The 8362-nt window shown below is 64.7% G+C and carries 12 protein-coding genes and 2 pseudogenes; 12 read left to right on the top strand and 2 right to left on the bottom strand.

Annotation, left to right across the window (positions count from 1 at the left end):
- Positions 1–208: 208 nt before the first annotated feature.
- From VB716_RS01180 to VB716_RS17395, 4 genes are all read left to right on the top strand, one after another.
- On the top strand, positions 209–421 hold the full coding sequence (locus VB716_RS01180; protein ID WP_323248698.1) for a type II toxin-antitoxin system HicB family antitoxin: 213 nt from the start codon (positions 209–211) through the stop codon (positions 419–421).
- A 469-nt stretch (positions 422–890) separates the two neighbouring features.
- Positions 891–1151, top strand: a complete 261-nt coding sequence (locus VB716_RS01175; RefSeq protein ID WP_323269515.1) for an AbrB/MazE/SpoVT family DNA-binding domain-containing protein — start codon at positions 891–893, stop codon at positions 1149–1151.
- Positions 1152–1177: 26 nt separating this feature from the next.
- Positions 1178–1531 carry a type II toxin-antitoxin system PemK/MazF family toxin gene (locus VB716_RS01170; protein WP_323269514.1) on the top strand — a complete coding sequence of 118 codons (354 nt, stop codon included), beginning with the start codon at positions 1178–1180 and terminating at the stop codon, positions 1529–1531.
- Between the two features lie 158 nt (positions 1532–1689).
- On the top strand, positions 1690–1812 hold the full coding sequence (locus VB716_RS17395; protein WP_416238068.1) for a PIN domain-containing protein: 123 nt from the start codon (positions 1690–1692) through the stop codon (positions 1810–1812).
- A 20-nt stretch (positions 1813–1832) separates the two neighbouring features.
- On the opposite strand, the pseudogene VB716_RS17390 reads toward VB716_RS17395, so the two are convergent.
- A pseudogene (locus tag VB716_RS17390) lies at positions 1833–1919 on the bottom strand (HIT family protein); the annotation flags it as partial.
- A gap of 72 nt (positions 1920–1991) precedes the next feature.
- Here VB716_RS17390 and VB716_RS01160 point away from each other — a divergent pair.
- Together VB716_RS01160 and VB716_RS17385 are read left to right on the top strand one after the other, a co-directional pair.
- Positions 1992–2225 carry a DUF433 domain-containing protein gene (locus VB716_RS01160; RefSeq protein WP_323269513.1) on the top strand — a complete coding sequence of 78 codons (234 nt, stop codon included), beginning with the start codon at positions 1992–1994 and terminating at the stop codon, positions 2223–2225.
- Positions 2222–2521 (top strand): DUF5615 family PIN-like protein, encoded by a 300-nt coding sequence (locus VB716_RS17385; protein ID WP_416238067.1) that lies wholly within the window; start codon positions 2222–2224, stop codon positions 2519–2521. The genes VB716_RS01160 and VB716_RS17385 overlap by 4 nt, the downstream gene beginning before the upstream one ends.
- A 399-nt stretch (positions 2522–2920) precedes the next feature.
- Here VB716_RS17385 and VB716_RS01150 read toward each other — a convergent pair.
- Positions 2921–2965: pseudogene (locus tag VB716_RS01150) on the bottom strand (hypothetical protein); the annotation flags it as partial.
- Positions 2966–3512: 547 nt separating this feature from the next.
- On the opposite strand from VB716_RS01150, the gene VB716_RS01145 reads away from it, so the two are divergent.
- From VB716_RS01145 to VB716_RS01125, 6 genes are all read left to right on the top strand, one after another.
- Complete coding sequence (locus VB716_RS01145) at positions 3513–4709, top strand: MFS transporter (RefSeq protein ID WP_323269511.1); 1197 nt, start codon at positions 3513–3515, stop codon at positions 4707–4709.
- Between the two features lie 54 nt (positions 4710–4763).
- The gene (locus tag VB716_RS01140; protein WP_323269510.1) at positions 4764–5480 is read left to right on the top strand and encodes an SMP-30/gluconolactonase/LRE family protein; all 717 of its coding nucleotides are present in this window, start codon (positions 4764–4766) and stop codon (positions 5478–5480) included.
- Positions 5468–5776, top strand: a complete 309-nt coding sequence (locus VB716_RS01135) for an SMP-30/gluconolactonase/LRE family protein (protein WP_323269509.1) — start codon at positions 5468–5470, stop codon at positions 5774–5776. Before VB716_RS01140 ends, VB716_RS01135 begins: the two co-directional genes overlap by 13 nt.
- A gap of 136 nt (positions 5777–5912) precedes the next feature.
- Positions 5913–6620 (top strand): transporter substrate-binding domain-containing protein, encoded by a 708-nt coding sequence (locus tag VB716_RS01130; protein WP_323269508.1) that lies wholly within the window; start codon positions 5913–5915, stop codon positions 6618–6620.
- A 959-nt stretch (positions 6621–7579) separates the two neighbouring features.
- Entirely contained in the window at positions 7580–7744 is a 165-nt protein-coding gene (locus VB716_RS17380; RefSeq protein ID WP_416238066.1) for a DUF86 domain-containing protein, read from the top strand.
- Between the two features lie 165 nt (positions 7745–7909).
- On the top strand, positions 7910–8362 hold a 453-nt coding region (locus VB716_RS01125), incomplete at its 3' end, for a class I adenylate-forming enzyme family protein (protein WP_323269507.1).

Below are 8362 nucleotides of genomic sequence, written 5' to 3'. Positions count from 1 at the left end.
TGGTAGATGTGGCTCATGGGGATCCGCTTGGCGATGTAGTCGCGGGGGCGTTCGTAGGTGGGGGAGGGGTGTGGGGGCATGGGGCGAAGGTTGCGGGCTGAGACGGTAGTGGCACTGGTGGAGTGGAAGCCCACTGGCGAAGCCTTGGCCCCCCTCGGCCACCTCTGGCCGTCTGCCTACGATGAATTAACCTCGAGTGGTTGAGACTGTGCGCACGTTCTCCGCCGTGATCGAGCGCTGTCCCGACACCGGTCTGCTCGTGGGCCACGTTCCTGGCTTCCCCGGCGCCCACAGCCAGGGGGAGACCCTTGATGAACTGCAGGCCAACCTCCAGGAGGTGATCGCCATGCTGCTGGAAGACGGCGAGCCTGTCCTGGAGAGCGATTTCGTGGGCCTGCAGCAGATCGTGGTGCCTGCCTGAGCGTGGGCTCAACCCCGGTTCTCACGCCATCGGAGGTGGCCGCTGCACCACCGTTCCTGCCCACAAGGGTCGCGACATTGCGCCACCGCTGCTCCGTCAAATCGCGAAAGACATCGGCATGACTGTGCAGGAGTTCCTCAGCTATCGCTGAATCCGACATCGGCCTTGTGCCGCTGGGGAGCCTGGGCTGCTGGCTTCAGCCGTCTCCAGGTCGGCAGTGGCGATCTTCAGCAGGCCTTCCGGCTCAGAGAGCGCCATCCAGCAACCGCCCCTCCCGGTAGGCCCTGCCGTTCCACGGGCCCGGGCGTGTGGGCCAGGCGTGGTTTTGTGCGGCCCGTCAGGCTGGCGCCCCTGGAGGGATCCCTTCTGGTGTGGGCGTTTGCCGGCTGCAGCCAACCCGGCTCCAGGCGTGGCTGTGCCGCCCCAGCTGCCTGAGGCGTCTATACTTCTGTCTAAACACCTGATGTCCATGGCCGCCACCCCTTCGCGCCAGGCTCTGCGCCGCTGGGGCAACAGCCTTGGCATTCGCCTGCCTGCAGCCATCGCCCGGGAGGCTCGGCTGCAGGAAGATCAGGCCGTGGAACTCTCCGTCGTGGACGGTGGGGTACTGATCCGGCCGGTTCAGCCTCGCCTGTCTCTGGCCGAACGGCTGGCGGCCTACGAGCCCATGCCTGGCGAACCCACGGAGGCCATGGCCTTCCCTCCCCTCGGAGCTGAGGTCGTCGAGTGAGCCCCCGCCGAGGAGGCCAGGCGTGGGTGCCCGATCGCGGTGACGTGATCTGGATCGACCACAACCCCCAGGCCGGCCGCGAGATGAAGGATCACCATCCCTTTGCGGTGCTGTCCACCGCTTCCTTCCACTCCACCGTGGGCCTGGTTGTGGGCTGCGCGATGACCTCAGCTCCCACCAACCGTGGTTCCACCCTTGCCGTGGATCTGGGCCCCATCCCCGATCGGCCGGGTGCCCATCGCTATGTGCTGTGCCAGCAACTCAAATCCTTCGACTGGCGCGCCAGGGGTGCACGCCCCCATCCAATCGGACGTCTGCAGGACTCCCAGTTGGAGGAGGCGCTGGCGATCGTGGGGCAGATCCTTGGCTTGGTGGTCTGAGCCAGGGGCCTCTACGTGCCCTTGCCCCAGCAAGGCAACCTGAGTGATCGGGACAAGGTGTTGGAGGCTGGCCGGCTGATGCAGGCTGAACTGGAGCGTCTCGGCTTGAGCGAAGACGAGCTCAGTGCCGACTTCAAGGCCTGGCGGAAAAGACGCCCATGCTGTTGATGGTCCAGGTTGTGGAAAACAGCGTGCTGGGGTCGGCCAGGGAGGAGGCCCTGGCGAGGGTCCGCGACAAGGATGACTGGCCGGCCCTGGCGCTGGCGTTGCCATTGGAATGAGCCATCCCGTCCACCAAATGTCGACGAGGGATCACCAGGCTGTGCCCCTCGCTCACCGGGTAGGCATCGGCGATGCAGAGCGCCAGCTTGTTCTCCAGCAGCACCCGGCCGCTGCTCTCCGGCGCGCAGAAGACTCAGCCTGCTTCGTGGTGGCCGTAGCTGGCCTGCACACCACCGTCATGACAGACCAGTTTGGGCGCATCACCATCAACCCTGAGATCTGCCATGGCAAGCCAACCATCCGCGGGTTGCGTTATCCCGTGGAGATGGTGCTCGAACTGTTGTCAGCAGGGATGAGTGCGGCTGACATTCTCGCTGATTATCCAGGTCTCGAGGCTGAAGACATCACGGCAGTGCTTGAGTACGCAACCCAGCTTTCCCGGATTCAGCGGGTTGACCTCCTCTCTGCATGAGGATCCTGCTGGATGCCCAGTTGCCACGATCGCTCGTTCGGCCGCTGGAACAAGTGGGTTGCGACGTCCTACACACCCTTGATCTACATGACGGGAATCTTAGCGCTGACAACATGATTTCCTCCATTGACGATATCGCTGTGAGGATTGTCTTCTGTAAGGATGCAGATGTCGTCCGCAGTCATCTCTTGCGCGGCACTCCCGCCAGGCTTCTGCTTGTGGCCACGGGTAACATCGGCAACCAGGATCTCACCGCTCTGTTGCTTCGTTCTGCCGGAGCTGAACCGGTTGCTTGAAACCCATGACCTCATCAAGCTGAGTCGGAAGGCATTGGTTGTTAGGCATTGAACGCCCATCATCTCGGCGTCGATCAGCCGCTTGACCACCTGACTCATGGGCATCCATCTCTTCAGTCCCTTTGCCCGGCTTTGACCACGCTTACGATGGAGTTCTTGCCGGGAGGAGTGGCGATGACGCCCATGTCTGACCTTCTCCAACTGCCCCAGCGTGAGGTGGGTGGTCTATCTTTTGGTCGCCACCAAGCAGCAGCATGGATATGGCTGGAGGGTCCGTGAGATCGCCGGCAAGGTTCAACTGACCATCCGGTTTGAGGATGGAAGCTGCAGCTCCGTGGTCCTCGACCTTCCCTGGAATGTGGACTCGACCGGTGCTCCGCTGGCCCCTGTTGCCTGAGATCAGCAGCCGTAGTTGGCTCCGGCCTCGATCCGGTTGAGTTCGTCGCCTCCTCGGGCGCCGTGTTCCGGCGCCCACGCCCATTACCCCAGGCTCCAGAGCTCCGGCAGATCCTTTGCATCAGAGCGGAAGGGTTGCATCGGCGAGCCAGAGCAGGCGCGAGCCAAAGTGCTGGCTGCCGCTCTTGCGCTGCGGCATCGAGAAGATCACCTCCAAGTCCTGGAGGAAGCCGCCATCAGGGATGTCATCTGAGCTGCCGCTGAGGGTTTCATGCCCACCTTTGGATGGTTGGAGTTGTCCGGATCAGGTTGGCAACCCAGCTGGATGGCGGCGAAGGCAACAAGCTTGCCGGCTCCCCTCGCTGTTGGACCCACAGCAGGGTCGATACCCACGCAGAACTCCTGGCCTGCTGATCGCCCGTCATCGCAGTTTCGAAACCTTTCCAGCGGAACGCCTCAGGCCCGGACGTGTCAGTGAGGATCCTCTGCGTGCGGAGGAGGCGCATCAGAATCAGAACCACTGAACCATTCCTAATCAAGAGGCGACGAAGCTGATGCCCTCCTGATCCTTGGCCCGCCTGGAGTGTTTCCTCGGATGATCCCACGCGCTGCTGCGCCCGGTCGGCCCCAGACCCTCTACGCCTGCCTGGGCCTCGCTCTTGGGCAGGCGGGGCTGTTCATGGCCCTGCCCTCACTGCCGGCGATGGCCGCGGAGTTCGGCGTCAGTGACGCCGACGCCCAGGGATCGATCACCCTGTATGCGCTCGGCTACGGCCTGTCCCAACTGCTCTGGGGGCCGTTGGCGGACCGCCATGGGCGTCGACCGGTTGCCCTTGGCGGTGTAGCTCTGTACAGCCTGATCAGTCTGGCGCTGGTGATGGTGCCCGGGTTCGGGGCCCTGCTGGTGCTGCGACTGCTGCAGGGGGTGGCCGCTGGCTGCGGCACCAGCGTGTCGCGGGCCTGTCTGCGGGATGTGGCCAGCGGCAGGGAGCTGGCCCGAGCGATGGGGGTTGTGGCCATGAGCTACGCCGTGGCCCTGGGGGTGGCGCCGTTCCTGGGGGGCTGGATCGGCCGGCTCGGCTCCTGGCGCGGTGACGACGGGCTGCTGGCCGTGTTGGGCGGCCTCACCTATGCCTATCTGGCACGGAACCTGACGGAAACGCGTGTGCGCCCTCCCGTTCCCACCACCCAGTGGAACCTCCGGGGCTTGCTTCCGGGCTACGGGAAGCTTCTCAGGGATCCCCGCTTCCTGGTGCCGGCGCTGATCGCCACCCTCGGCACAGGTCTGGTGGCGGGCTACGACGCCGCCAGCCCCTTCGATTTCGAGCGCCGCTTCGGGTTCAGCACCGCTGGTTACGGCAACCTCAACCTCCTGCTCAGCGCCGCCTATCTGCTGGGCTCACTGGCGCTCACCTGGAACGTGGAGCGTCTGGGTCAGCAGCGCCTGCTCTGGGCGGGAGCGGCCACCTCGGTGGGCGGCGCCGCCGTGATGCTGCTGCTCGGCCTGGCGGGCCGCTTCGATCCGCTCAGCCTGCTGTTGCCGATGCTGGTGGTGGTCGTGGGTGTGGGCGTGGTGGTGCCGCTCGGCCTGGCTCTGCCGATGCAGGCCTTTCCCGAACGGGCCGGTCAGGCCTCAGCGCTCACCGGCTTCCTGCAGCAGGAGGGCACGGCCCTGCTGGTTGCCCTGGCCGTGGCTCTGCACGGCGGCAGCCAGGTGCCGCTGGGGCTGAGCCTGCTTGTGCTGGCCCTGCTGCTGGCGCTCCTCGTGCGGATCCAGGGCCGGCTTGGCTGAAGGACCGCTGGATCCTGAACCATCCCCGGGTGCCAGTGGTCCGTCCACCAGCCGATGGCTACAACGGTGATGGGGTGCGGAGCGGTGATGACGCCGGCGACAAACGGGGACTGGCGGGCAGGCCCGGTGCACTACCCGGATCCCGCCATCGAAGTGGTTGCCCCTGCGTTCCAGCGCTACGTGCTCGGCAATGCAGCGGTGGAACGGATCCACACCGGCGCCCGCTGGACCGAGGGGCCGGTGTGGTTCGGCGATGGTCGCTACCTGCTCTGGAGCGACATTCCGAACAACAGAATCCTGCGCTGGTGTGAAGACAACGATCGTGTGAGTGTCTATCGCAGTCCGTCCGACTACTGCAATGGCAACACCCGCGATCGGCAGGGGCGGCTGATCAGCTGCGAACATGCCTCCTGGCGCGTCACCCGCACCGAGTACGACGGCAGCGTCACCGTGCTGATGGATCGATATCAGGGCCGGAGGCTGAACGCACCCAACGATGTGGTGGTTCACCCGGATGGCCACATCTGGTTCAGCGATCCCGGCTACGGCATCCTTGTGAATTACGAGGGGAACCGCGCTGCGTTCGAGTTGCCCGCCAATGTCTACCGGCTCGACCCGGCGACCGGCGAGGCAAGCGTGGTGGCAGACGACATCGAGAAACCCAACGGGCTCTGCTTTTCGCCGGATTACCAGCAGCTCTACATCACGGACACGGCACGGGTGCCTCCCACAAGCCGGGCCATCCGCGCCGGGTCCTGGTGTACGACGTGATCGAAAATGCAAGGCTGGCCCATGGGCGCGTGTTCTGCGACATGGGGCCTGCCATGGCGGATGGCCTGGCGTGCGATCTGGATGGGAATGTGTGGGTGAGCAGCGGCTGGGCCGATCCCAGCCTCGACGGTGTCTGCGTGTTCTCTGCTGCGGGAGAGCTGATCGGCAGGATCCACCTTCCGGAGGTGGTTTCCAATCTCTGTTTCGGCGGGAGCCGGCGGAACAGACTGTTCATCACGGCGAGTCAGTCGGTGTATGCCGTGTATCTGGAAACCCAGGGGGTGCCCTTCCCCTAGGGATCCCTGATCGGGAGACCCCCATGGAACTGGCAGGAGATACTCTGTTGATTGGGAGCGGCTGATCTGCGCCTCACCCCTGAAGCAATGCTGGGAGGAATGGATGGAATCGCTTCAATCGAGGCAGAGGTTGGCCGTGGGTGTTTCTTACGACATTCCCGGCATGGGCTACAAAAACCCTCAGACCGGGGCGATCGAGGGTTTCGAGCCTGATCTCGCCAGAGCGATTGCGGTAAAGCTTCTGGGCTCCGGCGATCGTGTCGACTTCGTGCAGGTGACCGACGATCAGCGCATCCAGGCGCTGCAGGATGATCGCGTCGATTGCGTGGTGTCCCAGCTCACCATCACAGCGGATCGTGCTGAACAGGTTGCCTTCACCGTCCCCTACTGGGTGACGGAGGAGGCGATCCTGGTGCGGAAGGGATCCGGCATCCACGGTTTCGAAGATCTGGCGGGCAAGCGCATTGCCGCCACAGCGGGTTCGGTTTCGATCCGCCGCATGCGGGCCTCTCTGGCCTCACTCCCGGGCACCACGCTGGTCGAGACTCCGTTGAGTGCCGGAAACCTGGAGGCGGTGGCGCGAGGCGACGCCGATGCAGCATCCAATGACCGGATCAATCTGACGTGTCTGAAGGATGCATCTCCCCATCCAGACGACTTTGAGATCATTGCGATCGGCGAGCGGTTCGATCCGAAGCCCTTCGGCATTGCCGTGAAGAAGGGAAGGTTAGATCTCGTGAATCTGTTGAATGAGGCGATTGAGAGCCTCCAGATGGAGGGTGCGATCGAGAGGTTGATGGATGCGGCCATGGCTGGGATCCGTGCTCCTGCCACGAGCGGGTGAGGCCTCGATTCAGAAGGGGTCCATCAGAAGCCAGGAGTGACCCATCAGAAGCGGAAGCTCGTCTTGACCATGGGCGTTGATGTCATCCGCACGGCGATGATCCGCTACCGGCAGACCCGTTCGATGGCGGCTGGCTGAGGAGGATCGCCTTGGCAGCCTTCGTGCCGCGCCTGTGACCAGGTGTGGAGCCCGATGGCGGGCTGTGTTGGTCCTGCCGGAATCCGAAGCGGGTTCGCATCTCCCTGGCCACTGGCCAACCTGGTGAGAACGAACAGCCAGGCTGGATTCTTGTCGTGGATCACCGACGACTCGGCCAATTGGATCGGCGCAAAGAACTTCGCGGCCAAGAGGATCGTCATGACACCGGCGACAGCTTAACCGGGTACGTGAACTGTCCCGATAGGCCGATAAGCCTCACTGTGCAGAAGGACTGGACCGGCGTGACCACATGGCAGCAGCCTAAATCCGCAATGACTGCCGCCGCCGAGGGATCCAGATCGGCACCATCGATGCCCTGCTTGCTCCAACTCTGCCAGCGCTATGAGCTGAGACTGCTGACAACCGTCAAGGACTTTCAGGCAATCTCTCAGCAGGTGGAGTTCCGGATGTGGGGAACGGCGTGAGCCTCGCTCTTCCTTGCACTCCCAGCCGCCCACGGGGTGGCCGGGATCTTCGCGTCTTCGGCTCCGTGATCCACGGCGCGGCAGGGCTGCAGAGCAGCTCAGAGCAGTACATGGACCTCACAAGCGGGCCCTGGAAGACCTGCTCAGCGCCCGAGTGGACCTGGTGACCCGCCGCGGTCTTCGCCCTGAACTGCGGCGGCAGATCGAGCAGGAGGCCGTTCCGTTGCCCTGATCAGCGCCGGGGTTGCGACTGGACCCTGTTTCTTCAGGACATGCCGACGTGCATCACCAAGGCGATCCGGTACAGCGCCGATCTCACGAAGCAGCACTGTCTCAATGATGACCTGGTGTTCGATGCCGTGGCGACGCATTGCTGGCCTCCGCGATGTTCTGGCTCATGCCTGCTTCGGCCTGGAGGAGGACACCATCTGGCAGATCATTGCCGAGAGCATTCCATCCCTGGCTCACCAGTTGGAACAGGTGGTTCAGGCTGAGCTCTGATGGCCGGTGGTGCGGGGATCGCGCTGATCAGAGGCCCTCGGAGCCGGAGATCGGGGCCCTCAGCAGGCCTTCCGGCTCAGAGCGCACCATCCAGTGCCCGTGAGCGGCTGCTCCAACGCCGCTCCGCAGCCGCGGTAGGCAAAGTGAAAGCGCGCGCGGTATCCCATGCCCCACCACGGTCCGCCCCTGGCTCCACCCCTCAACCTCGATCGCCTCCTGGAGGTGGGCCTCGGGCGCGACCCCGCGGCCCCGGCCCTGCACGACCTCGCCCACACCATCGGCTGGGCCGATCTCGATCGCCGGGCCGAGCAGCTGGCCCGGGCCTACCGGCGGCTGGGGCTGCAGCGGGGTGACCGGCTCGCCTCCCTGATCCCGAACCGGGTGGAACTGGTGGTTCACTACCTCGCGGGGCTGCGCAGCGGCCTCGTGCTCACCCCGCTCAACTACCGCTATGTACCCCGGGAGATCGACCATGCGCTCACGGTGAGCGGTGCCGTGGCGCTGGTGTTCCACGCCGAACGGCTGGCCGATGTGCAGGCCAGCCCCGCGGCGGGCCTGCTGCCGCGGGGCTGCCACCGCATCGACGATCCCACCGGCTTCGACAGCCTGCTGGCCGCC

It is taken from the genome of Synechococcus sp. CCY9201 (assembly GCF_034931105.1).
In the GTDB taxonomy this organism is placed as follows: Bacteria; Cyanobacteriota; Cyanobacteriia; order PCC-6307; family Cyanobiaceae; genus CBW1002.
The sequence above is the reverse complement of the archived record's forward strand: the minus strand, read 5'-3'. Positions and strand labels throughout refer to the sequence as shown.